A 24,552-nucleotide genomic window follows, 5' to 3' on the forward strand; every position below is an offset into this window, starting at 1 on the left:
TTCTAGTTTAGTAAAAGATTTTCCAGCGCACGGCGGTAGATGTTTTTGAGTGGATCGATGTAGCGCACTTCGATATGTTCATCAATTTTATGGATACTGCCATTCGGAGGGCCGAACTCCACAACTTGCGGACAGATCTTGGCGATGAAGCGACCATCGGAGGTACCTCCGGTTGTTGACAATTCTGTAGTAACGCCAGTTTCATCCAAGATTGCTTTGGCGAGAGCATCACTCAAATTACCTTTTGGAGTTAAGAAAGGATGCCCGCCTATGGTCCATTTTAGATCGTACTTGAGTTGATGCTTGTCGAGGATCTCGTGCACGCGTTGTTGCAAACCTTCCGCTGTGCTAGCTGTCGAAAAACGGAAATTAAAATCAATCACCACTTCACCAGGAATGACATTTGATGCTCCAGTGCCACCATGAATATTGGAGATTTGCCAGGAAGTTGGCAAATAATAGTCGTTACCCATATCCCAAACTTCACTGACTAATTCATTTAATGCAGGTGTGGCTGTATGAATCGGATTTTCAGCCAACTGTGGATAGGCGATGTGACCTTGTATACCTTTAACAGTAAGTTTACCTGACATCGTGCCACGACGACCATTCTTAATCGTGTCACCAAGCACTTCACTAGAAGTTGGTTCTCCGACGATACAGTAGTCCAGTTGTTCGCCGCGCGCTTTTAACTGATTGCACACGACGACCGTACCATCGGTGGCAGGACCTTCTTCATCACTGGTAATTAAAAAACCAATAGAGCCAGCATGATCCGGATGCGCAGCGACAAATTCTTCAGTTGCTACGACAAAAGCTGCAATCGAGGTTTTCATGTCTGCTGCGCCACGACCATACAGTTTTCCATCTCTGTGCGTAGGTGCAAATGGTTCAGATTGCCATTGAGTGACTGGGCCAGTTGGAACTACATCGGTATGTCCAGCGAAAACTACCAAGGGTTGGCTCGTGCCGCGGCGCGCCCATAGATTGGTGACATCACCGGATTGGATAGTTTCGCAATGGAAGCCTAATGGTTTCAATAAGTTGATTAAAGTATTTTGGCAGCCTTTATCTTCGGGTGTAACAGAATCCAATGCGATTAGTTGCTCAGTGAGTGTGAGAGTTTTGCTCATGAAAACTTAGATTTCTTTAAAAATAGTTTGGTATTGTTGTTCGTTGAAACCAACGCCAACGTGTGTCAATTTGTCGTCATTGATTTGTAAAACCGGACGCTTGATGACGGACGGATTTTCTAACATCAATGCGATCGCATTTGCTCTGTTATTCGCTTCAGATTTTTGAATTTCTGAGAGTGCGCGCCAAGTCGTACCTTTGCGATTGATTAAAGTATCGAGCTCGATTCTTTGTAGCCAGATTTCGATTTGCTCTGCAGTCAATCCATCCTTTTTGAAATTGTGAAATGCGAAAGGAATCGATTGTTGCTCCAACCATGTGCGGGCTTTCTTTACCGTGTCGCAATTGGGGATGCCAAATAGGGTGATGCTAGTTGTTGCGCTCATTGCACTCATAATTACATGTTCAAATTAAATTCAGTAAAGGTCGCTTCGGTGTGATGTTCTGGCTCAGGCTCTTCTTTGGCTTTTTGCGCAAGCGCTGTGTCATTGTTGAGTAACCACAGTAAATTGTTCGCAGAATCCGCATTCGCTAAGCCTTCTTCTTGCGTAATTAAGCCATCTTTAATCAATTGTAAGAGCGCACGTTCAAATGTTTGTGAGCCAGGCGCCAGACTTTTTTCGATGGCCTCTTTGATTTGGAAAATATTTCCTTGTTCAATTAATTCGCCTACATAGCGTGTATTCAACATGATTTCGACTGCAGGGCAGCGACCACCATTCACTGCTTTGATCAAGCGTTGTGAAATGACGGCCTTAATAGCAGACGCCAAATCTAAGAGTAGGGCGCTACGGTTTTCAATTGGGAAGAAGCTGATGATGCGATTCAAGGCTTGATAACTATTATTCGCATGCAGGGTTGCAACGACCAAGTGACCAGACTGTGCATAAGCAATGGCCGCCATCATGGTTTCCAGATCGCGAATTTCACCAATCAAAATAACATCAGGCGCTTGACGCAGTGAGTTGCGCAATGCCGTTTTCAAGCTATCAGCATCTGTGCCAACTTCTCGTTGATTGACGATAGATTTCTTACTTCTGAATAAATATTCAATTGGATCTTCGATCGTCAATATATGGCCAGTCTTGGTTTCATTGCGATAGTCGAGCATCGAGGCAATTGATGTCGATTTACCCGAGCCCGTTGCACCGACAACCAAAATCAAACCGCGTTTTTCCATGATCAACTCAGACAACACCGGCGGCAAATGCAGTGTCGAAAATGATGGAATATGCCCAGGTACAAAACGAAACACTGCAGAAGTAGAGCCACGTTGTCTAAACGCAGAAAGACGGAAACGACCAACACCCGCCATACCAATACCAATGTTGAGTTCATTCTCACGCTTGTACTGCGCTAACTGTTCCGTAGAAAGAACTTCTGCCAGCAAAGCCATAATATTGTCTTCATCCATCTTTTGTTGATTGATGGGAAGGAGATTGCCATTAATCTTTAAATGTATTGGTGAATTGATCGCGAAAAACATATCCGACGCGTTTTTTTCTTTCATCAACTGAAACAAACGATCCATTGCCATGATAATTCCCCTATAAAGATAAAGCCTGTTGTTCTATGTTATGACTTTGCTTGATTTTGTTGCGTAAACCTGCGGAATTAAGCGCCGCGTAATAATTCATTGATACTGGTTTTAGAGCGTGTTTGTGCATCAACGCGTTTCACGATGACAGCGCAATACAAACTATATTTGCCACATGCCGATGGCAAATTACCAGATACCACGACAGAACCTGCTGGGATACGACCATAAGTAACTTCGCCAGTCGCACGGTCATAAATCTTAGTGGATTGGCCGATATACACACCCATAGAAATCACAGAATTTTCTTCGACGATGACGCCTTCGACGACTTCGGAGCGGGCGCCGATGAAGCAATTGTCTTCGATGATGGTTGGATTTGCTTGCATAGGTTCTAATACGCCACCGATGCCAACGCCGCCAGATAAATGCACGTTCTTACCGATTTGCGCGCAAGAGCCAACCGTTGCCCATGTATCAACCATCGCACCTTCATCGACATACGCGCCGATGTTGACGTAAGAAGGCATCAACACGACGTTTTTGCCGATGAAACTACCGCGACGTGCAACTGCTGGTGGGACTACACGGAAGCCGCCTTTAGCGAAATCTTCTGCGGTGTAATTCGCAAACTTCGTCGGCACTTTATCGAAAAATTGCATGTGCTCGCCAGATGGCATCACGATATTGTCTTCCAGACGGAAAGACAGTAATACGGCTTTCTTTACCCATTGATTGACATGCCATGCACCGTCAATTTTTTGCGCTACGCGTAAGCTACCGGAATCAAGTTGTTCCAATACGTGCGCAACCGCTTCACGTAATTCTGCTGGTGCATTTTTCGGTGAAAAACTAGCGCGGTCTTCCCATGCCTGATCGATGATGTTTTGTAATTGCTGTGTCATGACGTTATTTGAGTAAAGTGAAAGTAAAAAATTGAATACGAAAATGATGATCTGGAGCTATCCAGTGTGATTAAGCTCCATTAATTGTTTTGTGTAAGCAGTGATTCTTTGCGCGGCTTCCATGCATTCCTCAACTTCGGCGACCAAGGCCATGCGAATGCGATTACTACCCGGGTTGATGCCATGTGCTTCTCGAGCTAAAAAGCTCCCCGGTAATACTGTCACATTATAGTCTCGGTAAAGACCTTGCGCGAACTCTGTGTCAGAGATTTGAATGTGCTTATCAACGCCTGCCCATAGGTAAAATGCGGCGTCAGGTAGAGCAACATCGAGAACTTCTTGTAGAACAGGGGTGACCTGTGCAAATTTCTTTACGTATAAAGCACGATTTTCTATCACGTGTTGTTCATCATTCCACGCAGCGATCGATGCTGCTTGTATGCTAGGCGACATGGCGCCACCGTGATAGGTGCGATATAGCAAAAATTGTTTGATGATATTGGCATCACCGGCAACAAAGCCTGAGCGCATGCCTGGAACGTTAGAGCGTTTGGAGAGACTGGATAAGGTGATTAAACGCGGATAATCATCGCGACCTAATGCACGTGCTGCAGCCAAACTACCTAGCGGTGCTGTTTCACCAAAGTAGATTTCTGAATAACATTCATCGGCAGCAATCACAAAATTATAGCGATCCGATAAATCAAATAATTCTTTCCAGTCATTCAGCGTTAACACTGCGCCGGTTGGATTGCCTGGTGAACAGACAAAAAGCAATTGTGTGCGTTGCCAGATAGATTCAGGAATTTGGCTAAAGTCCGGGGCGAAATTTTTTGCCGGATTCGCATTCGCAAAATAGGGCTCCGCACCAGCCAAGTAGGCCGCACCTTCATAAATTTGATAGAAGGGATTTGGGCACATCACGATGGGTGCACCGCGGCTATTCTTGCTTGGATCAATCACCGCTTGGGCCAATGAGAATAGTGCTTCACGTGAGCCATTGACGGGCAAAATCTGCGTTGCAGCATCTAAAGCCGGAATGTCATAGCGTTGCGCTAACCAATTGCTGATCGCGATGCGCAATCCTTCGATGCCATTAGTCGATGGATAATTGGCTAAACCATTCAAATTGGCGATTAAGGCATCTTTAATCAATTGAGGCGTAGCATGTTTAGGTTCGCCTAGACCAAGACTGATAGGAGGGTAATCGGGATTGGGAGTAATGCCAGCAAACAGGCGTTTTAATTTTTCAAACGGATAAGCTTGTAGTTTTTCTAAATTGGGATTCACGGAGAAATTCACTTAAAAATACGGAGAAAATAGGATTTCAAATTAAAACGATAAAAATGTGGCAAGCTAATTAAGAGTTTCCAGCTTTGAACATCCAGCTTTGAGCGACGGATGCCTATGCATTTTCAGATTGCAGCAGAGACGTATTATAGCCGCGCTTGGCTTATGCTAAGCGGGCAAGTTCAAGGAAGTTTTGCCATTCCTTCACTTAAAGTGTCAAGGCCGAAGTTTTTTAGCGTCGCCTACTTGCCAAAATCTGCAAAACTAGGCCGTCAGAATGTTATGATGTGCAGCCTTACTTGTTTGAACAATAAGTAAATCGTCATCTATTATGATGTTTTTTGTAAAAGCAAAAGACGAGTTGATAGCGTGTCAGAAGCGGATTGAATTTGTGCATCTTGGTCTAAAATTGGTCTAAAATTGGTCTAAAATTGGTCTAAAATTGGTCTAAAAATCGATAAATAAAAATAACGTGCGCTTAACTTCTATTAAATTAGCTGGATTTAAATCCTTCGTAGATCCCACTCACTTTCATGTTCCTGGCCAATTAGTCGGCGTGGTTGGTCCGAATGGCTGCGGCAAATCGAATATTATCGATGCCGTGCGCTGGGTCTTGGGCGAATCGAAAGCCTCTGAATTGCGTGGTGAATCCATGCAAGACGTTATTTTTAATGGTTCAACGCATCGTAAGCCTGCCGGGCGTTCCTCGGTCGAACTGATTTTTGACAACAGTTTAGGTAAAGCCGCCGGACAGTGGAGCCAATACGCCGAGATCGCGGTCAAACGGACATTGACGCGTGACGGTACGTCAACCTATTACATCAACGGTCAGCCAGTACGCCGCCGTGATATTCAGGATATTTTCTTAGGAACTGGTCTGGGGCCTCGCGCTTACGCGATTATCGGTCAGGGTATGATTTCCCGCATTATCGAATCGCGTCCAGAAGAATTGCGCGTGTTCTTGGAGGAAGCTGCGGGTGTATCACGATATAAAGAGCGTCGCCGCGAAACCGAAAATCGCATTCACGATACGCACGAAAATTTGGTGCGGGTTGAAGATATTCTGCGCGAGTTAAATAATAATTTAGAAAAACTTGAAGCGCAGGCTGTTGTCGCCAACAAATATCATTCTTTACAGGCAGATCAAGAAGAGAAACAAAAATTATTGTGGATGTTGCGTAAGCGCGAAGCTGCAACTGAGCAAAAAAAGCATTTCGCTGAAATTGAGAAATGCCAGCTTGATCTGGAAGAACAAACGGCCAAGTTACGCCATGTCGAATTAGAACTCGATCAAATGCGTCAGGCGCATTATGCCGTCGGCGACAAGATGCATCAGGCGCAGGGTAATTTGTATCAAACTAATGCTGAAATTGGCAGTCTTGAAGCGCAGATTAAATTCGTTATTGAATCACGTGCACGTTTGCAATCACAATTAAATTCCCTGTCAGCGCAACGCGATCAATGGCAGCGCCAAGGTCAGCAATTCCAAGATGATTTATCTGATGCAGAAATGCACGTTGAAGAATTGGCGATGCGTAGCGAACAAGCACAAGAGACAGTAGCGCAACAAAACGAAAAAATTCCAGCGTTAGAGCAAGTCTGGCGTGATGCACAACTCAAATCGACCGAGTCGCGCGCCAAAATTATGCAGATGCAACAGCAGATAGAACTCGAATCTGCACATCAACGCAATGCTTCGAATATTCTGAATACCTTAGCAGTACGTCGTGAACGTCTGAACCAAGAGAAGCAAGGTTTGGTTATCCCGGACTCTTCTCATTTACAAAATCTGGCTCTGCAACTTGAAGAAAAAAAGCAGATGTTAGAAGAAACGACGATGCAACTGGAAGAAGCGCAAGAACGTTTGCCGCGGTTGGAAGAAGAACGTCGTTCCGCCCAAGAACAAGTCAATAAAGACACAACGCAATCAGCCCAACTCGATGCGCGTTTGGCGGCCTTGAAATCGCTACAAGAAAAAGTAGAAAGCCAAGGCAAGGTTCAACCGTGGTTGGCGAAACATGAATTAGAAAAATTGCCGAAGTTATGGCAAAAAGTGCAGATAGAAAACGGCTGGCAAACCGCGCTCGAATCTATCCTGCGTGAGCGCACTTCCGCCTTGGAAATGTCGAATTTGGAATGGGCGAAAGCATTTTTTAATGATGCTCCACCAGCGAAATTGGCACTGTATGCACCACAAGTCATCGCCCCCGTAGCTGTGGTGGAAGGTTTGAAGCCTTTACTCAGTCTATTGCAACTCAATGACGCGGGTGTGCGCAGCGTGATGCAAGATTGGTTGCACAATGTCTATATCGCACCAGATGCACCAACCGCATTTGCCGAACGTGCGAAGTTGCCAGCCGGCGCTAGTTTCATTACCAAAGAAGGGCATTTGATCAGCGCGAACAGCGTACGATTTTACGCTGCAGATTCTGAGCAAGATGGCGTGCTCGCGCGCCAGCAAGAAATTGAAAATATTACCAAGCAAGCCCGCGCTCAACACTTGTTGGCCGACGAAGGCAAAACCCGTGCAGTGCGCGCCGAAGCCTTATTAAGCCAGGCGACTCAGGCATTGCAAGAGTTGCGCGTACGCGTCGCTGGTTTAACGCAGGCGGTGCATGGTCTGCAAATTGAGTACATGAAGTTGGCTGAAGTCCAAGAGCGTTTTAATCAGCGTAGCACGCAGATTCATTCAGACTTGGCAGAGATTGCCGAGCAAGAGCAAGAGCAACAAACAGCACGCGCAGAATCGGAAGCGAAATTCGAAGAGCTCGATATCGCCCTGGCGGAAATGCAGGAAACGCACGAAGATGGACAGACCGCCTTTCTTGAAAAAGAACAGCAACTAAATGACGCACGTTCTCGTCTGCGTGATCTGGAATTGGCGGCGCAAGAAGCAAGTTTTGCCGAGAAAACCCATCGCGTCAAAATGGAAGAACTCAAGCGTAGTATTGCCACTGCCTTGGAGCAATCTTCGCAATTGTTCGCGAACATGCAGCAAGGCCAGCTCGAACTAGAAAGCATGGATGAGCAAACCGCGCATGCTGGTTTGCAAACTCTGCTGGAAAAACGTAGCGATCAAGAACGTGTCTTGGCTGATGCACGGCATGAGCTCGATCAATTAACACAAAAATTGCGGCACGCAGAAGAATCGAAAATGCAAGTCGAACGCAGCCTGCAACCGCAGCGTGATCGCATCGTAGAACTACAATTGAAAGAGCAAGCGGCACGCCTGAATCAAGAGCAGTACGAAGAACAATTGCGTAATTTTGAAGTCGATGAAGCTGCCCTTGAAGAGAAGTTACATGACGATTTGAAGCCATCTTATTTACAAGGTGAGGTCACGCGTTTAACCAATGCGATCGCAGCACTTGGTGCAGTCAATCTGGCGGCGTTAGACGAGTTGGCGCAAGCAACTGAACGCAAGACTTTCCTCGATGCGCAGTATGCCGATTTGACCGAAGCGATCACGACTTTGCAAGATGCAATTCACAAAATCGACATAGAAACACGAGATTTGTTGCAAGATACTTTCAATCGCGTGAATCATCATTTTGCCGAATTGTTCCCGATTTTGTTTGGTGGCGGTCAGGCAAAATTGATTATGACGGGCGACGAAATTCTCGATTCTGGTGTGCAGGTAATGGCGCAACCGCCAGGTAAAAAGAACGCGACGATTCATCTGTTATCGGGTGGTGAAAAAGCATTGACGGCGACCGCATTGGTGTTCTCGATGTTCCAATTAAATCCAGCCCCATTCTGCTTACTCGATGAGGTCGATGCGCCACTGGATGACTCAAACACGGAACGTTTCTGTAATATGGTGAAACGTATGTCTAGCAATACACAATTTTTATTTATCTCCCACAATAAGATTGCAATGGAAATGGCACAACAATTAATTGGTGTCACTATGCAAGAGCAGGGGGTTTCTCGAATCGTTGCGGTCGATATGGAATCGGCGGCAAGTTTAGTTGGTGAGGGTTAAGCGGTATGTCAGAGTTAACGATGAGTTTGATCATTGCAGGTGTTGCATTTGTAGTGGTGGTTTATATTTATAGTAAATGGCAGGAATATCGTGCACGGAAAAGCGTCGACCGCGCCTTTTCTGGCGGACATGATGATGTCTTAATGAGTGCGCGTGATGACGCGGATTTGATTCGTCAGGAACCACAATTTGATCAAGACGATTTGAGTGGCATTGGCGACATGGACGAAGACGCAACTGCTGACACTTCCAACGCCGATCAGGTTTATAACAGTAAGCCGGACTTTGATGCCACGATGTATGGTAAAGAATTATCGGTGGATGATTTGATCGATTGCGTTATTCCACTCGAATTCGAAGCACCGATTCGTGGTGAAAAATTACTTAAAGAAATCAGTGATTTGAAATACGTGGGACGTAAGCCTGTGCACTTCATTGGTTTAACGCATGATGGAAAACGTGATGAAATCGCCCATGGCGGTGTTTACACTGCGCTGTTCGCTGGCGTACAAATGGTCAGTCGTAGCGGTCCTTTGAATGAATTAGAGTATTCCGAATTCGTCAGTAAACTGCGCGAGATCGCTGATCGCTTCAATGCGCATTCTGATGTGCCAGACATGAATCGTGTGATGTCGAATGCGCGTGAATTACATCAATTTGTTGCGGAACACGATGCACAACTGAGTGTCAATGTTTTATCCAATGGTGCACCTTGGGATATCACGACTTTATTGGGAGCCTTGGAGAAACAGGGCTTTGATGTACGTCCAGATGGTCGCTTAGTAATGCCGGATGGTGATGTCGGTAACTTGTTTACGCTGTCGACCAATGTTAGTGCCAGCGAAACTGTGACCTCTAAATTGACCTTGTTACTGGATGTGCCTTGTGTATCGCCAGATTTAGAAGGTTTTGGCGTGATGGCAAAATGCGCACGATCCTTAGCGTCACGTCTGGGTGGAACAGTCGTTGACGATGGAAATAACCCAATTTCTGATCAAGCCTTAGCGGAAATCGCCGATCAAGTGCGCGACTTTTGTAATGCGATGGCGGTGGCTGAGATCCCGGCTGGGTCACGTCGCGCCAAGCGCCTGTTTAGTTAATTGAGTAGTTAATTAGTAGAGCGCTTCATCATGCAAAATGATTTATTTGCTGGCAATGCAGGTCCGCAAGCCGGACGAGAACAAGAGTCATTGCCAGACTTGGCACAGCGTTTACGTCGCGAGTTGACGCAACATGGTTATAACTATTACACCCTCGATGCGCCCACCATACCCGATGCGGAATACGACAAACTCTTTCAGCAATTGCAAGCGCTAGAGGCACAATATCCTGAATTAAAAACGACAGATAGCCCTACGTTAAGAGTGGGCGGCATGATACTGCCGGAATTCTCCCAGGTTCAACATGCAGTAGCTATGCTGTCTTTGAATAATGGTTTCGAAGACGACGATGTGATCGCGTTTGATCGTCGTGCGCGCGAGGGATTAGAAATCATCGATCAAGATATCGAATATGCGATAGATCTAAAGTTTGATGGCTTAGCGATTAATCTGCGTTACGTGAATGGCGTATTTACGCAGGCAGCGACGCGCGGTGATGGTTATACTGGTGAGGATGTTACCGAAAATATCCGCACAATTCGTAGTTTGCCTTTACGCCTGCGTTGTGAGAAGCCACCGGCAATTCTGGATGTGCGCGGTGAAGTTCTCATGTTTAAGGCTGATTTTGATAAATTAAATCAACGTCAACGCGACCTCGGTGCAAAAGAATTTGCCAATCCACGTAATGCGGCGGCTGGTAGTTTGCGTCAACTCGATTCAAAAATTACCGCACAACGAAGTTTGCGGTTTTTTGCGTATGGCATTGGTCTGTTAGAGGATGCCGATTTGCCCACTTCACATCGTGCTTTGCTCGATTGGTATCAGAGCATGGGCATTCCGACGTGCGAAGAAAAAGCCGTTGTTAATGGCGCGCCAGCATTGTTAGATTTTTATCGCCGCATACAAGAGAAGCGTGCGCAATTACCGTATGAAATTGATGGCGTTGTATACAAAGTCAATCGCTTCGATCAGCAAGCAACATTGGGATTTGTGTCCCGCGCACCGCGTTTTGCGATTGCGCATAAATTTCCCGCAGAAGAAGCTTTAACCACGGTACTCGATATTGAAGTGCAAGTTGGACGCACGGGGGCGATTACGCCAGTTGCGCGTTTAGCGCCGGTTTTTGTGGGTGGCGTGACGGTAACGAATGCGACGCTGCACAATGAAGAAGAAATTCAACGCAAAGATGTACGCGTTGGCGATACGGTGATTGTGCGTCGTGCTGGCGATGTGATTCCCGAAGTCGTTGCCAGTGTTCTAGAAAAACGCCCAGAACAAACTAGTGTGTTTGTGTTGCCGAAACAATGTCCGATTTGCGGCTCTGATATCGTCAAGTTAGAAGATGAAGCGATTGCCCGTTGCTCCGGTGGTTGGATCAAATGTGCGGCACAGCGCAAAGGCGGCTTGTTTCATTTCGCCTCACGTAAGGCCTTGAATATCGAAGGCTTGGGCGAGCAATTGATTGAGCAGTTGGTCGACAAAAACGTGGTGACGACCGCGGCCGATTTTTATAAATTGGGTTTGATGGCTTTGGCTGAGCTTGACCGCATGGCAGAGAAATCGGCGCAGAACGTGTTGGATGCATTAGAGGCCTCCAAATCGACGACTTTGCCGCGCTTCATTTATGCGCTAGGTATACGCCATGTCGGTGAATCGACCGCGAAAGATCTAGCCCTCACATTCGCTGATATGGAAGCATTGATGGCTGCAACAGAAGAGCAACTATTGCAGGTTAATGATGTAGGTCCTGTCGTTGCGCAATCGATCATCCGTTTTTTTGCCGATCCCTTTAATGTCGAGTTGGTGCGTCAGCTGATTGCTTCGGGAATACACTGGCCCGTGATAGAAAAAATGGATTTGAGCACAGCCATATTTGCAGGTAAAACTTTGGTGCTGACTGGAACCTTACCGACTTTGAGTCGAGAACAAGCAGGTGCCTTGATCGAAAAGAATGGTGGCAAAGTGGCTGGCTCGGTTTCCAAGAAAACCAGTTATGTCGTAGCGGGTGAAGACGCTGGTAGCAAGTTATTAAAAGCTCGTGAATTGGGTGTGACGGTTTTATCTGAGGAAGAATTGCTTGCGCTTTGTAATGCGCAATAAGTGGTAGGTTGGCGCTGAACGAAGTGAAGCCCAACAAGGTTCCACAGAAAATTACGCAAACAAGATAAAAAGTAAAAAAATTGGTGAGAGATATCCATGCAAAAAATTAAAAAAGCTGTTTTCCCCGTAGCCGGATTTGGTAGCCGCTTTCTCCCAGCGACGAAAGCACAGCCCAAAGAAATGTTGTCGGTCGTTGATAAACCCTTGATTCAATACGCGGTGGAAGAGGCGGTAGAAGCCGGTATTACCGAAATGGTGTTCATCACAGGACGCAATAAGCGCGCGATTGAAGATCACTTTGATACGGCCTACGAATTGGAAAGCGAACTTGAAGCTGCAGGCAAACACGCTTTATTGGAAATTGTTCGTAGCGTCATTCCGAATAACATTAATTGCATCTACATCCGCCAGCCAGCCGCTTTAGGTTTGGGGCATGCCGTTTTGTGTGCTCGCCCCGTGGTCGGCGATGAGCCATTTGCGGTCTTATTAGCCGATGATTTAATGGACGTACGTCCCGGTCAAAAAAGTGTTACCGCGCAAATGGCAGATTTGTATGGGCAAGAAGGCGGCAGTATCGTCGCGGTGCAAGATGTTTTGCGCGAATTCACCAATCAATACGGTATCGTTAGCGGCACAGCTTATAAGCCGAATTTGGAACGTATGCACGGCATCGTTGAAAAACCCAAACCAGAAGATGCGCCTTCAACGCTGGCAGTAGCGGGGCGCTATGTGTTGTCAGGGAAAATCTTTAATTATTTAGAGAATCTAGGCAAGGGTTCTGGCGGTGAAATTCAATTAACCGATGGTATCGCGGCAATGCTCAAGGATGAACCCGTGTTCGCCTATCGCTGCGACGCGAAACGTTACGATTGCGGCTCTAAACTAGGTTACCTTAAAGCCAGCGTTGCGCTCGGCTTAAAACATCCTGACGTGGGTGAAGAGTTTGCAAAATATCTGCATGAATTGATGAATGCGAAGTAATTGTGATTGATGCTAACTGGAGATAGGAAGCCATGATCTATCCAATTTTAAAAATGGGTGACCCGCGCTTACTCAAGGTGTCGGATGTTATTCAAGAATTTGATACGCCTGCCTTACATCAGCTAATTGCGGACATGTTTGAAACCATGCAGCACGCTAATGGCGCAGGTTTAGCCGCACCGCAAATTGGCATCAATTTACAATTAGTGATCTTCGGTTTTAAACAAAATCCACGTTATCCCGATGCACCGAATGTGCCTGAAACGGTTTTGATCAATCCTGTATTGACGCCCTTATCGGATGAAACTGATGATGCCTGGGAAGGGTGTTTGTCTGTGCCAGGCATGCGTGGTTTGGTACCACGTTGGAGTCGTTTGCGGTACGAGGGTTTTGATCAGTATGGTCAGAAGATTAGTCGTGATGTGGATGGTTTCCATGCGCGGGTTGTGCAGCATGAGACCGATCATTTGAATGGGGTTTTGTATACTATGCGGATTAAGGATTTGACTAAATTTGGGTTTACTGAGGTTTTGTTTCCTGAGTTGGATCCTGGTGAGGATGATTGAGTTTGAGTGAGTGGTACGTATGGCTTAACTGATTTTGAGATTTGAGGAATTTGCTTTTCAAATGTATTAATGTCAGAACTGATCTCTTTTTTTTGTTTCAGCCATGCAATTTCAATGTACTTAAAACGTTAAGTTTGGGGTACTTAAAATGGAAACCGTGGTAAAGCCAAAATGTTCAAATTAATATGTATTTTTACCGCAATTTTTTTGTTGAGTACTCCTGCGCTTGCAACAGCACCAAATTCTGAAGCATGTCATCAATCGTCAAATTGGACTGCAATCAAAATTGCATTACATGATAAAAAAATATCTCCTAAATGGCGAGATGGGTGTGGTAGGTCTCTTATTTTGTTAAATGTATTGTATGGCTCGGAGAGTGCAGCAATCAAACATTTTTATCGAGCAAAAAAACTCAATATTTTTGTTGATAATGAGCAGATCATAATGAAAATGGCGATAAAGCAAAACCTCCAACGTTTTGTGTCAGTTATATTGAAAAATGGTGAGTCCTCAAACAGTATTGATAAAAAAGATTACTCACCGTTGATGGTCGCAGCGAGCGTCGGTAATCTAGAAATGATGAGGTTATTGATAAATTCGGGGGCTAAGTTGTATTACGAACCGTATGAAAATCAAAATGCAATAAATTTTGCATTGAAAAATGGTTCCCCGTATGCATTTGATTTATTAGTTGATTCTGGTGTTAAATTAAGTTATCACAGACAACAAAAAAATGAAGGGGAGTTAATTTTTTCTGCTATTAACGGTAATAATTTGTCGGCACTTAATGTCCTGCTAAAACATGGTTTTAATTTGAATATTAAAAATAATGATGGTGATACGCCACTTTTATTTGCTATAGGAAATTCAGCATCTCGATCAATCGTAGAGCAACTATTGAATCTAGGAGCGGATGAATGCTTGAAAAATTTAAAAGAAGAGACTGCAAAACAAATAAATGATCGGCTTGCTCAAATATTGCCTGCATGGAAATTGGATTATGACGGACTATTTATAAAAGAATGTCAATAACGAGACTTGGGTGTCAGATTTAAAAGGAAGGATGTCTCTTCCTTAGAATATAAATGGAGTCAGCTTTCTTAAGAAACAATTCTAATTCTTTGATTTGTACAGCTTGTAGCTTTTCCGGTGCAGGGCAGGATAAAAAGGTTTTTGGCCGTAGCCAAAATCAATAGCAGAAACAAAAAAAAGGAGCCAGCAATGTAAGCCAGCTCCTTCATAAAAAATCCAAAAAAACAAAAAATCAAAACGGCTCATCATCCCGCAAATACCGCCATTGCCCCTCAGGCAAATGCCCCAAGCGCACTTTGCCGATACGCACACGCTTCAGACCAACCACCCGCAATCCCACCATCTCACACATGCGGCGGATCTGGCGTTTTTTGCCTTCTTTGAGGATGAACTGTAATTGGTCTTCATTCATCCAACGTACCTTCGCGGGAATTAGTTTCTTCCCATCTAAGCTTAAGCCGTGATTCAGCAAGCGCAAATCGCCAGCAGGTAATTTGCCTGGTTTGGTGTACTCAACGCGTACCAAGTATTCTTTTTCAACATCGGTATTTTCACCAATCAAGGTCTTGGCAACGCGGCCATCTTGCGTCAACACCAGTAATCCAACTGAATCAATATCTAAACGCCCAGCCGGCACTAAACTGCGCAATTGTGTTGGGTGAAATTCGTTTTCGACTTTGCATTCGCTCCAGCGATTTTCTGCTTTGACTAAAGCAATCGCAGGCTCATAGCCGTCTTCTGCTTGTCCACTGACATAGCCAACTGGTTTGTTGATGAGTATGGTGACGCGCTTAGATTGCTCTGCGGCGGCTTGGCGTTCTACTGTGACTTTTTGATCCGGAAAGACTTTGCTGCCAAGTTCGGATACTACCTTGCCATCAACGCGCACCCAACCTTTTGCGATCCATTCATCGGCTTCGCGGCGTGAGCACAGTCCTAATTCGGACATGCGTTTGGAGAGTCTTAATTGTTCTGTCATAGCTAATATTTCTTTTTATTGAATTTGAGTGTTCATTTAGATGCGTAGTGCATCTAGTAATTCAGATTCAAATTGAATTTGATTTTTCGGATTGTGTAAAGCTGCGCCATCGACCAGAAATACATCTTCCACACGTTCGCCTAGAGTCATTACCTTGGCTGTGTGTAGGTTAATTTTGTATTTGGCGAGGACGCCAGCGACTGAATACAGTAAGCCATTTCTATCGTTTGCAGAAATCGATAAAAGGAAGTATTGCCCTTTGTCGTCGGGGCGCAATTCTACCGTTGGCACCAAAGGAAAATTGCGTGACAAACGTGATAATCGACCTTGATTCGGTGTGCTCAATGGAACCTGCTTTGCCAATACTTCTGCCAATTCATGTTCGATCAAATTAATGATGTCGCGATAATTACTGGCGAAAGCGGGCTCGGTCACCAAAAAGGTATCGAGTGCATAGCCACTTTTTGTTGTATGAATTTTTGCATCGAGAATCGCAAAATTTTTGCAGTCAAAATAATTGCAAATACGCGCAAATAAATCGGCCTGATCTGGCAAATAAACCGTGACTTGCAAACCTTCACCGATAGGTGCAACACGGCACTTGACGATGGGTGTCGGGCTGCTGATTTTGTCGTGTAATACGCGCGTTTGCCAAGCGATATCAGACGCGTCGTGACGCAGGAAGTAGACGATATCTAGTTCATTCCACAGTTTGGTATGCGCATTGTTTTCTATCCCAACTAAGCGCAGTGCTTTGAGAGCTTCTTCTTGACGGTTTTTTAGCTCACGGTCGGCCGAAGGTGTTTCTCCACCAAGTACGCGTAGCGTAATTTTATACAAATCCTCTAGTAACTTGCCTTTCCAGGCATTCCATACTTTTGGACTGGTGCCGCGAATATCGCATACTGTGAGTAAGTACAGAGCGGTCAAATGACGTTCATCTTTGACCAAATTCGCAAAGGCCTGAATCACATCGGGATCGGAAAGATCTTGTTTTTGTGCGACTTGCGACATCGTTAAATGCTGCTGTACTAAAAAAATCACTAGCTCAGTATTGTCTTTGGAAATGCCATGATCAAAGCAAAATTTACGCGCATCGCTCATACCTAAAACAGAGTGATCGCCATTTCTTCCCTTGGCGATATCGTGAAATAGTGCTGCGATATACAAGACCCAAGGCTGATTAAAATTCGCCATTAATTGACTGCAAAACGGATACTCGTGCGCATGCTCGGTCATGGTGAAACGACGCAGATTACGCACGACCATCAGAATATGCTGATCAACGGTATAGGCATGAAATAAATCATGTTGCATTTGGCCGACTATGCGGCGGAAGTTGGGCAAATAGCGACCAAGAATACTAGTTTGATTCATGCTACGCAGTACGTGCGTAATGCCACGTGGCGATTGCAGAATTTGTAAGAACGTGCCGCGATTGAAAATATCGTGACGGAATTCTGCATCGATCAGATTGCGTGCATGCCATAAAGCGCGTAGTGTCTTTGCGGTCATGCCTTTCAGGTTGGCGTTTTGTGATAACAGCAAAAACACTTCCAGCATGGCGGACGGTGTTTGTTCAAACACATTTTCTTCGACGATATCGATTAAGCCGTTGACTTCGTTAAAGCGTTCGTTAATGACTTGCGCCTGGTGCGGCAAGGGGAATAGTACCGCCTCAATATTTTGCAATAAGATGGTGTTGAGTTGCGTGACTGCCTTGGCTGCCCAGTAATAGCGTTGCATCAAATATTCACTGGCGCGGCGCGATTCAGTGGTTTCAAAACCAAAGGTGGCGGCGATCGCGTTTTGCAGATCGAAAACCAAACGATCTTCACGACGACCAGCTTGTATGTGCAAGCGCACGCGAATATCTTTGAATGCGCGTTCATTGCGTTTGAGTTGATGCGCTTCCGTCGCGGTGATCAAGCCATGCGCGGCGAGTTCAGCCCATGAGTCACCGAGTTTAGCGGCTTTTGCTACCCATAAAATGACTTGTAAGTCGCGCAGGCCGCCCGGACTTTCTTTGCAGTTCGGTTCCAGACTGTATGGTGTGTCTTCGTATTTGACGTGACGCTGATGTAATTCCAGTAGTTTGGCTTGGAAAAACTGTTGAGGATTCATTGCCTCATCGTAGCGATTTTTCAGTTCACGAAAACTATTGCGGCTGCCTGCCAAAAGACGTGCTTCGAGCAGCGCTGTTTTGACGGTGATGTCGGCGGCAGCTTCCGTCATGCATTCGTCTATCGTGCGTATGCTATGGCCGATGTCTAGTCCGATGTCCCAGAATATTTGCACTAAGCTTTCGAGTTTTTCTTTGAGGGCTTTGTCCGGATGATCGGCTAGTAAAATTAAGACATCGACGTCCGAATAGGGAAATAACTCGCCGCGACCATAGCCGCCGACTGCCACCAAGGCGAGCTCTTTCGGAAAATTAAAACTTTTCCAAATTTCACCTAAGTTAGCATCGACGCAGCGACACAAATCTTTGAGCAGAGTTTCAGCCTTCGGTTTATCTTTGAAGGATTGAATAATGACTTGCTGTTCAGCCTTGAGCTTTGCTTTGAAAGCCATGGCATTCGCGATGGCTGTTTTCATCAGGCTGTGGCTTGTGCTGTAGCCTGCTTGCTAATGAAGGCAGGCGGAGGTGGCGAACCAGCGGATAAGGTCAATACTTCATAACCAGTTTCCGTCACCAAGATCATATGTTCCCATTGTGCTGACAGACTGCGATCTTTGGTTTTAATCGTCCAACCATCATCCATTGTACGAATCTTGCGGCTACCTGCGTTGATCATCGGTTCTATGGTAAAGATCATGCCTGGTTTCAATTCATCTAGTGTGCCAGGGCGGCCATAATGCAGAATTTGTGGCTCTTCATGGAAAACCTTACCTATACCATGGCCGCAAAATTCGCGTACTACGCTGTAGCCAGCTTTTTCTGCATGTTGTTGGATGGCATGACCAATATCGCCTAAATGATTGCCGGGTTTGACTTGTTGTATACCCAGCCACATGCATTCGTAAGTAATTTCGCTCAGGCGTTTCGCTAAAATGGATGGCTCACCGATGAAAAACATGCGGCTATTGTCACCGTGGTAGCCATCTTTGATAACCGTAATATCCAGATTAACGACGTCGCCATTTTTTAATACTTTATCGCCCGGAATGCCGTGGCAGATCACATCGTTGACGGAGGTGCAAATCGCTTTTGGATAAGGTGTGTAGCCAGGAGGGCAATAATTTAAAGGTGCCGGAATAGATCCTTGTACATTCGTCATGTATTCATGGCACAAGCGATCAAGTTCACCAGTGGTGACGCCCGCTTTGACGAAGGGCGTGATGTAATCAAGTACTTCAGATCCTAAACGACCGGCAATGCGCATGCCAGCGATATCTTCAGCGGTTTTAATAGAAATAGATGACATGCGTTCTCTGCAATCAGAAGGTAAATAGGGGAATTAGTGGAATTTAAGAGTGAATTATAGACGAGGAGTAACAAGCGCGCTGTGATGGCCCTAGAATAATCCTTACTTTTTGTGAATTTATTTCTCGTGTTTTTGAATGCGTGGTGTGTTTATGAGCCCGAGTGAAGCTGGAGTTTATTGCCAGACTTGATTAATGTCGGCATTTCGAGTTACAATAGATGGTTAGCTTGATCAAATTGCATGCTAATTAGAAGTAAAGGCGAGTAGTAGTAAATAAGTTTGTTTCTTAAAGAACGAATCTGGTCGAAAAGGGTGTTTCTCACTCGATATAAAAAGTTGAGGAATCACTGACTCGGTTCAAGACCTAACCCTGGAGTTATTATGTCTGTAACAATGCGTGAAATGCTAGAAGCTGGTGTTCATTTCGGTCACCAAACCCGTTTTTGGAATCCAAAAATGGCACCGTACATCTTCGGTCATCGCAATAAAATCCATATCATGAATTTGGAAAAAACATTGGCGATGTATCAAGAAGCGATGAAATTCATCCGCCAATTGTCCTCTAACCGTGGTACGGTTTTGATGGTTGGTACTAAGCGCCAAGCACGCGAATTGATCGCTGCAGAAGCAAACCGTGCTGGTATGCCTTTCGTTGATCAACGTTGGCTGGGTGGTATGTTGACTAACTTTAAAACAGTTAAAACATCTATCAAACGTTTGAAAGATATGGAAGCATCTGTGCAAGATGGTTCTGTAGAAAAATTGTCGAAAAAAGAAGGCTTGATGTTCCAACGTGAAATGATCAAGTTGCAAAAATCTATCGGCGGTATTAAAGATATGGGCGGCGTTCCTGATGCAATTTTCGTGGTTGACGTTGGTTACCACAAAGGCGCGATCACTGAGGCAGCTAAATTGGGTATCCCAGTGATTGGCGTAGTTGATACTAACCATTCTCCAGCTGGCGTTACTTACATCATTCCTGGTAATGATGACTCTTCTAAAGCGATTGCTTTGTACGCTCGTGGCGTAGCAGATGCAATTTTGGAAGGCCGTGCAAATGCAGTGAATGAAGTGCTTGAAGCTATTAAGCCAAGCGATGAGTTTGTTGAAGTAGAACAGGCTTAATTTCACGCCGTAGCTTTTTCGAAGTTTTTTGAAAATTAAGCGCGGTGTTTGAAAAAGTAAAAAGGGGCCAACGCGTGTTTGCCCCTTTTTTTAAATCGAATTTATATTGAAATGTGCATCTTGTGATGCAATGAATTAGGAGAGAAACATGGCAGCAATTACAGCAGCGATGGTAGGCGAATTACGTGCAAAGACAGACGCGCCAATGATGGAATGCAAAAAAGCATTGACGGAAGCTGAAGGTGATATGGAACGTGCGGAAGAGATTTTGCGCGTTAAATTGGGTAGCAAAGCTTCTAAAGCGGCTTCCCGTATTACAGCTGAAGGTGTAGTGGCATCTTTCATCTCTGGTGGTGTTGGTTCATTGGTTGAAGTTAACTGTGAAACTGACTTCGTGACTAAGAATGATGATTTCATCGCTTTCGCAAATAAAGTAGCGAAATTGATCGCTGAAGCAAATCCAGCGGATTTGGCAGCATTGGCAGCATTGCCATTGGAAGATGGTACAGTAGAAAGCATTCGTGCTGGTTTGATCGGTAAGATCGGTGAAAACATGTCTATCCGCCGTTTCCAACGTTTTGAATCTGCAGCTAAAGTGACTTCATACCTGCACGGTACACGTATCGGCGTAGTTGTTGAATTTGACGCGGCTGATGAGCAAATCGGTAAAGACGTAGCGATGCACATCGCAGCGATGAAGCCAGTATCTTTGTCTATCGAACAAGTTCCTGCAGAATTGATCGAAAAAGAGCGTTCAGTTGCTTCTTTGAAGGCAGCCGAATCTGGTAAGCCAGCTGACATCGTTACGAAGATGGTAGAAGGTTCTATCCAGAAGTTCTTGAAAGAAGTTTCTTTGTTGAATCAACCATTCGTCAAAAACGACAAGCAAACAGTTGAGCAAATGTTGCAAGCTGCTGGCGCATCTGTAAAAGCATTTACGATGTTCGTCGTTGGTGAAGGCATTGAGAAGAAGCAAGATGACTTCGCTGCTGAAGTGGCGGCGCAAGTTGCTGCTGCTAAACAAGCGTAAGCAGACTCAAAAAGAAAACGGGCCGCAAGGCCCGTTTTTTTAAGAGCCGTGTTTGTAATGCTATAAATAAAGAATCTTGCCAGTGCAAGCGATTATCGCAAGTGTTTTACACCGAGACTTTTCTTTGGTTTTTAGAATCAGAGTTGACCTCACAGAATTTTTGCAATAATGTCTTCCCAACTTTAAAGGAGCCCAGATCGTGACTAAACCAGCTTATAAGCGTGTGCTTTTAAAACTCTCTGGTGAGGCTTTAATGGGTGATGATGCCTACGGCATCAATCGCGCTACCATTGAGCGTATGGTGGCTGATGTCGCCGAAATTTCCCGTATGGGTGTTGAATTAGCCATCGTAATTGGCGGTGGTAATATTTTCCGCGGCGTTGCGCCTGGCGCGCAAGGCATGGATAGGGCGACAGCTGATTACATGGGGATGCTGGCCACGGTGATGAATTCCCTTGCTTTGGGCGATGCTATGCGTCAGGTTGGTATCACTGCGCGCGTCATGTCTGCTATCGCGATTGAACAAGTGGTTGAGCCTTATGTACGTCCTAAAGCTTTGCAATATTTGGAGGAAGGGAAGGTTGTCATTTTTGCTGCTGGCACAGGCAACCCCTTCTTCACTACGGACACTGCGGCCGCCTTACGTGGCTCGGAAATCGGTGCTGAATTAGTCTTGAAAGCCACCAAAGTTGACGGCGTCTATACAGCAGACCCGAAAAAAGACCCAACCGCGACTCGTTACACAACTATTTCTTTCGACGAAGCGATTTCGCGTCATTTGCAAGTCATGGACGCAACAGCCTTCGCTTTATGTCGTGATCAGAAGTTGCCGATTAAAGTATTCTCTATCGTTAAGCCGGGTGCTTTGAAAAATCTGATTATGGGTGGAGACGAAGGTACCTTAGTCCACGTATAATGCGCGGTTTCGGATTGCAAGGTGATCTTTACTGATTCACCAAACTTAATTTGTTTTGAGGTCAATGAGAGCGTAAGCTCTCATTCTCATTTAGTTCAGGAGTAAATCATGACAGTTGCCAGTGTTAAAAGTAGCGCCGATCAGCGCATGCAAAAATCTATTGAAACCTTGAAAGCGGATTTATCCAAGGTTCGTACCGGCCGTGCTCATCCAGGTATTCTGGATCACGTGATGGTGGATTACTACGGTTCACCGACGAATATCTCGCAAGTCGCCAACATCACTTTGATCGATTCTCGTACCATCGGTGTACAGCCGTGGGAAAAGAAAATGTTAAACGTGATCGAAAAAGCGATCCGTGAATCTGATTTGGGTTTAAACCCAGCGTCACAAGGCGATTTGATTCGTGTGCCAACGCCACCGCTGACTGAAGAACGTCGTAAAGAAATGGTGAAGCTGGTTAAGACGGAAGGTGAAGACGCTAAAATCGCTGTGCGTAATATCCGCCGTGATGCGAATGAGTCATTGAAAAAACTTTTGAAAGATAAAGATATTTCTGAAGATGATGAGCGTCGTGCGCAAGATGATATTCAAAAATTGACAGATAAGTTTGTTGCAGAAGTGGACAAGCTTTTGGCTGAAAAAGAAAAAGAAGTGTTGACCGTTTAAGCTTCGGCATCTTCTCTTCTTTTTTATCCAATCCCGGAGTTTCATGAATCATTCAAGCTCAACGAAAACAGTCCCTGATGCGGGACTGATGCCGAAACACATTGCCATTATTATGGATGGCAATGGGCGTTGGGCTACCAAGCGCTTCTTACCACGTGTTGCAGGTCATGTTAAAGGCGTTGATGCAGTGCGTGGCATCGTTGAAGCCTGTATCAAACGCGATATTAAATTTTTGACTTTGTTCGCCTTTAGTTCTGAGAACTGGCGACGTCCTGCTGACGAAGTGTCCTTGTTGATGCGTCTGTTTGTCACTGCTTTGGAAAAAGAAGTTAAAAAGATGCATGACAATAATATTCGTTTGAAAATTGTCGGCGACCTGTCACGTTTTGATCTTCCGTTGCAAGAAGCCATACAGCAGGCGCAAGAATTGACTGCGGAGAATACTCGCTTAACGGTGACAATCTGCGCTAATTACGGTGGTCGCTGGGATATCGTTCAGGCTGTGAATAAATTGACTTCTGACGGGCTAGCTGCAGCAGAAATTACCGAAGAAATGCTGGAGTCACAATTGTCGATGGCGTATGCGCCTGAACCAGATTTGTTTATTCGTACTGGTGGCGAAACACGTATTTCCAATTTCTTGTTGTGGCAATTGGCTTATACGGAGCTGTTTTTTACAGATACGTTTTGGCCCGACTTTAATGGCAAATCTTTGGATGAAGCAATTGCGTCTTATCAATCGCGTGAACGGCGATTCGGCAGAACCAGCGCGCAGTTACTCGACAATACGCAAGCTTAATCAGATTTCTGAATTAGTTTGCTGAAATGCCGCCTGACTCATTAACGTACTCTTGGCACTTTTAGATTTCTTTTCGACTCGCATATCGATCTACTCACCACGGATAACTCTCATGCTTAAAACAAGAATTATTACAGCCATCGTGTTGTTGTCTATTTTGGTGCCCATCGTATTTTCTGGGTCGAGTTTGGCTTTTGCCGCTGCTGCGGCACTTTTTCTGGGTGCTGCAATGTGGGAAAGTCAGCGCCTATTTAATAAGCCTGGTGCGATCATTATTTCCGCAGTGTGGGCTTTGGCGTTTGCGTATTTGACGCTACAAAATACCAGTTTCTCATTGCAAACTTTGTTTACGCTGTGTGTACTGTTTTGGATCTTTGGCTTAATTCCTAGTCTAAAGTTTGGTTTGCCAAGTCTTACTAGCTTTGCCAGTGGCTTGATTAGTGGCGTGTATGCAGTTGCGATCTTTGGTTGCTTTGTCGCTATGAGTTATTTGTTTGGAAAATCTGCGAAGCTCTTGTTGTCGGTGTTGGTGTTGGTGTGGATTGCCGATATTGGAGCCTATTTCGTTGGTAAAGCGATAGGGAAAAGAAAATTAGCGCCTACGATCTCTCCTGGGAAATCATGGGAAGGTGCTATTGGCGGTGGCGTATTGGTGCTGTTGTTCGGTGTGGCATGCGCTTTGACGCCTACGCTTGCCGATACATTGCCCGCTAAAATTTATGCGCATCAAGGCCCGATAGGCTTGGCTTTGGTCATGCTCTTGATTTCCGCCGCAAGCGTGATTGGTGACTTGTTCGAGTCTTTGCTCAAACGTCGTATCGGTATGAAAGACAGTAGCAATCTTTTGCCCGGTCACGGCGGTGTCTTAGATAGAATCGACGCGTTGATTCCCGTGTTGCCCTTGGCCGCGATGTTTGTCGCTATCTGGAATCTGGCATAAGTTTTCCTAGCATCATCAGACGCTTAATCAAGCGCT

Annotated in this window: 20 protein-coding genes; 12 read left to right on the forward strand and 8 right to left on the reverse strand. The window is 45.2% G+C overall.

Translation table 11 applies throughout. The features are described 5' to 3' along the window. Positions 1–2 precede the first annotated feature (2 nt). The 5 genes from dapE to dapC all read right to left on the reverse strand — a co-directional run bounded on the left by dapE (position 3) and on the right by dapC (position 4,866). The gene (gene dapE, locus H8K55_RS11960; protein WP_186942303.1) at positions 3–1,133 is read right to left on the reverse strand and encodes a succinyl-diaminopimelate desuccinylase; all 1,131 of its coding nucleotides are present in this window, start codon (positions 1,131–1,133) and stop codon (positions 3–5) included. Between the two features lie 6 nt (positions 1,134–1,139). Then, entirely contained in the window at positions 1,140–1,520 is a 381-nt protein-coding gene (locus tag H8K55_RS11965; protein WP_186942304.1) for an ArsC family reductase, read from the reverse strand. 11 nt (positions 1,521–1,531) lie between these two features. Further along, positions 1,532–2,671 (reverse strand): PilT/PilU family type 4a pilus ATPase, encoded by a 1,140-nt coding sequence (locus H8K55_RS11970; RefSeq protein WP_186942305.1) that lies wholly within the window; start codon positions 2,669–2,671, stop codon positions 1,532–1,534. Between the two features lie 77 nt (positions 2,672–2,748). Further along, positions 2,749–3,576: a 2,3,4,5-tetrahydropyridine-2,6-dicarboxylate N-succinyltransferase gene (gene dapD, locus H8K55_RS11975; protein ID WP_186942306.1), complete on the reverse strand. Its 828-nt coding sequence runs from the start codon at positions 3,574–3,576 to the stop codon at positions 2,749–2,751. Positions 3,577–3,633: 57 nt separating this feature from the next. Continuing rightward, positions 3,634–4,866: a succinyldiaminopimelate transaminase gene (dapC, locus tag H8K55_RS11980; protein ID WP_186942307.1), complete on the reverse strand. Its 1,233-nt coding sequence runs from the start codon at positions 4,864–4,866 to the stop codon at positions 3,634–3,636. Between the two features lie 472 nt (positions 4,867–5,338). On the opposite strand from dapC, the gene smc reads away from it, so the two are divergent. The 6 genes from smc (at position 5,339) to H8K55_RS12010 (ending at position 14,630) form a co-directional block, all read left to right on the forward strand. Beyond that, entirely contained in the window at positions 5,339–8,851 is a 3,513-nt protein-coding gene (gene smc, locus H8K55_RS11985) for a chromosome segregation protein SMC (RefSeq protein ID WP_186942308.1), read from the forward strand. Between the two features lie 5 nt (positions 8,852–8,856). Continuing rightward, on the forward strand, positions 8,857–9,951 hold the full coding sequence (locus H8K55_RS11990) for a cell division protein ZipA C-terminal FtsZ-binding domain-containing protein (protein ID WP_186942309.1): 1,095 nt from the start codon (positions 8,857–8,859) through the stop codon (positions 9,949–9,951). 30 nt (positions 9,952–9,981) lie between these two features. Beyond that, positions 9,982–12,051 carry an NAD-dependent DNA ligase LigA gene (gene ligA / locus H8K55_RS11995; RefSeq protein WP_186942310.1) on the forward strand — a complete coding sequence of 690 codons (2,070 nt, stop codon included), beginning with the start codon at positions 9,982–9,984 and terminating at the stop codon, positions 12,049–12,051. A 96-nt stretch (positions 12,052–12,147) separates the two neighbouring features. Continuing rightward, a complete protein-coding gene (galU, locus tag H8K55_RS12000; protein ID WP_186942311.1) occupies positions 12,148–13,032 on the forward strand; it encodes a UTP--glucose-1-phosphate uridylyltransferase GalU in 885 nt (294 codons plus the stop codon). Positions 13,033–13,064: 32 nt separating this feature from the next. Beyond that, the gene (def, locus tag H8K55_RS12005; RefSeq protein ID WP_186942312.1) at positions 13,065–13,598 is read left to right on the forward strand and encodes a peptide deformylase; all 534 of its coding nucleotides are present in this window, start codon (positions 13,065–13,067) and stop codon (positions 13,596–13,598) included. A 171-nt stretch (positions 13,599–13,769) separates the two neighbouring features. Next, positions 13,770–14,630 carry an ankyrin repeat domain-containing protein gene (locus H8K55_RS12010; RefSeq protein ID WP_186942313.1) on the forward strand — a complete coding sequence of 287 codons (861 nt, stop codon included), beginning with the start codon at positions 13,770–13,772 and terminating at the stop codon, positions 14,628–14,630. Positions 14,631–14,862: 232 nt separating this feature from the next. On the opposite strand, the gene H8K55_RS12015 is transcribed toward H8K55_RS12010, so the two are convergent. The 3 genes from H8K55_RS12015 to map are packed head-to-tail and all read right to left on the reverse strand — an operon-like array spanning position 14,863 to position 19,037. Continuing rightward, complete coding sequence (locus tag H8K55_RS12015; RefSeq protein ID WP_186942314.1) at positions 14,863–15,609, reverse strand: pseudouridine synthase; 747 nt, start codon at positions 15,607–15,609, stop codon at positions 14,863–14,865. A gap of 36 nt (positions 15,610–15,645) precedes the next feature. After that, positions 15,646–18,207, reverse strand: a complete 2,562-nt coding sequence (locus H8K55_RS12020) for a [protein-PII] uridylyltransferase (protein ID WP_186942315.1) — start codon at positions 18,205–18,207, stop codon at positions 15,646–15,648. Then, positions 18,207–19,037 carry a type I methionyl aminopeptidase gene (gene map, locus H8K55_RS12025; protein ID WP_186942316.1) on the reverse strand — a complete coding sequence of 277 codons (831 nt, stop codon included), beginning with the start codon at positions 19,035–19,037 and terminating at the stop codon, positions 18,207–18,209. Before map ends, H8K55_RS12020 begins: the two co-directional genes overlap by 1 nt. A 381-nt stretch (positions 19,038–19,418) precedes the next feature. On the opposite strand from map, the gene rpsB reads away from it, so the two are divergent. From rpsB to H8K55_RS12055, 6 genes are all read left to right on the forward strand, one after another. After that, positions 19,419–20,162 (forward strand): 30S ribosomal protein S2, encoded by a 744-nt coding sequence (gene rpsB / locus H8K55_RS12030; RefSeq protein WP_186889622.1) that lies wholly within the window; start codon positions 19,419–19,421, stop codon positions 20,160–20,162. Positions 20,163–20,310: 148 nt separating this feature from the next. Continuing rightward, positions 20,311–21,192: a translation elongation factor Ts gene (tsf, locus tag H8K55_RS12035; protein WP_186942317.1), complete on the forward strand. Its 882-nt coding sequence runs from the start codon at positions 20,311–20,313 to the stop codon at positions 21,190–21,192. A gap of 199 nt (positions 21,193–21,391) precedes the next feature. After that, entirely contained in the window at positions 21,392–22,108 is a 717-nt protein-coding gene (gene pyrH / locus H8K55_RS12040; RefSeq protein ID WP_186942318.1) for a UMP kinase, read from the forward strand. A 108-nt stretch (positions 22,109–22,216) separates the two neighbouring features. Beyond that, positions 22,217–22,777, forward strand: coding sequence for a ribosome recycling factor (gene frr / locus H8K55_RS12045; RefSeq protein WP_186942319.1), 561 nt, complete (start codon positions 22,217–22,219; stop codon positions 22,775–22,777). 43 nt (positions 22,778–22,820) lie between these two features. Then, entirely contained in the window at positions 22,821–23,576 is a 756-nt protein-coding gene (gene uppS, locus H8K55_RS12050) for a polyprenyl diphosphate synthase (RefSeq protein ID WP_186942320.1), read from the forward strand. A gap of 112 nt (positions 23,577–23,688) precedes the next feature. Then, entirely contained in the window at positions 23,689–24,516 is an 828-nt protein-coding gene (locus H8K55_RS12055; protein ID WP_186942321.1) for a phosphatidate cytidylyltransferase, read from the forward strand. Positions 24,517–24,552 lie beyond the last annotated feature (36 nt).

The sequence above is a fragment of the Affinundibacterium flavidum genome, from assembly GCF_014284175.1.
Taxonomy (GTDB): Bacteria; Pseudomonadota; Gammaproteobacteria; order Burkholderiales; family Burkholderiaceae_D; genus Undibacterium; species Undibacterium flavidum.